Below are 1,580 nucleotides of genomic sequence, written 5' to 3' on the forward strand. Positions count from 1 at the left end.
CCCTACGGTTTTGGCAATTTCTGCAACTTGCTCATGAGTGAATCCTGGGCAAAGGATTATCGCGTTTCCACCTTTGCTCGCGAAATCCTTGCATATGTCCAGAATCCTGGAAAAATCACTGTGTTTCACGAGTACAACTTCGACTTCAGAAAGTTCCGTTTTTACAAGAGCTCTGTCTTTTACTGGATTGGCGTCTGGCGACCCAGAGAGAAATAGGCTTTTAAAGGGCATATTTATCACTCCTTGGATAATGAGCTATATATAGTTTATACCCGGAGCATTGCTAAAATCAACCTTCGGTTTCCGTTTTCAGTACGTTTAATTTTCCTGTTGCGAGGAAAGGAATTGTCACGCCAATTGTAAGTGATAGCGCTACAAGCACCAGATAATGCGCTGGCATCCTATCTACAAGGAACCCAAAGAGAGCGGTTCCGAGCGGAACGATGAGCTGTGATAGCACAGAAAGCACCGAAAAAGCCCGGGAACGCACTTCCGTGGGGATAGTCCGCTGGAAAAAAACGTTGAGGGGCGTGTTTATAAATGCGTTCAGCGTACCAGCTACGATGAACGATACTGACAGAACGCCAAGGTACATCCAGCTCGCGCCACCAAAAGTTTTTACCAGCATTGGGAACATAAGCACATTGAATACAAAAAATGCGCCTATTTGACCAAAAAGCCCCACATCAAAGAGTTTTCCCGGGTTTGTCCTGGAGAGGAAGGATGCTATTAATAAATTCCCTATCAAACCACCCACAACCCAGGTGGAATTTAAAATACCATATTGCTGGCTGCTGAATCCCACGACAGTTCTGGCGAAATAAGGCATAACAACCATGAATACAGGTGCCATAAGGAAGTTCGTTATCATCGCAAAGGTCATTATCAGGAAAATATCTGACCTGTTCTTCAGGAATTCTAAGCCTCCCTTAAAATCCTCGAAGAATTGCCTGGCTGTCATCTTCTTTTTCTCTGTTGTTTGCTTGTACTCTATAAACATCTCACTGATACCCGAAGCAATGAAAGATGAAGCGTTTAAGATAAAAACGATGCCGATCCCCAGAGGATATAGTATTCCCCCAACAGCTGGCCCAATGATGTAGCTGAAGCTGTTTATCGAACCGAGAATTGAGTTAGCCCTTGTGAGTTTTTCTTTGGGAACTATATCAGGCACCATAGCACCAGTTGCGGGATCAAAAAAGATATCAAGGGTTGAAATTAAAAGCTGAGATATGTATATAACAACGAGTGACAGCATTCCTTTATAGGCGATAAATGCCAGGAGAAAAATCAACACTCCTCTGGCAAAGTCCAAATAAACCATTATTTTCTTCCTGTTGAACCTATCTCCAACCACACCAGCAAACGGAGCGAAAATCACTCTTGGAAGCATACTCACTACGAGAAAAGTCCCCATCATCGTACCTGAACCGGTGATGTCGAGGATGTATAGTGACAAAGCTAAATACTGTACCCCGCTTCCAATGAGAGAAACAAATCTTCCTGCGGCATAAAGCCAGAAATTCTTCAGATAATTTTTCATCACATCACCTCAATTATTTTAATGTATTTCTTAAATA

The 1,580-nt window shown here is 42.8% G+C and carries 2 protein-coding genes; both read right to left on the bottom strand.

The features are described from left to right. On the bottom strand, positions 1–231 hold a 231-nt coding region (locus AC3LHT_RS10185), incomplete at its 3' end, for a DUF6506 family protein (RefSeq protein WP_488662810.1). A gap of 58 nt (positions 232–289) precedes the next feature. Next, the gene (locus tag AC3LHT_RS10190) at positions 290–1,543 is read right to left on the bottom strand and encodes an MFS transporter (RefSeq protein WP_488662811.1); all 1,254 of its coding nucleotides are present in this window, start codon (positions 1,541–1,543) and stop codon (positions 290–292) included. Positions 1,544–1,580 lie beyond the last annotated feature (37 nt).

It is taken from the genome of Kosmotoga sp., from assembly GCF_982836095.1.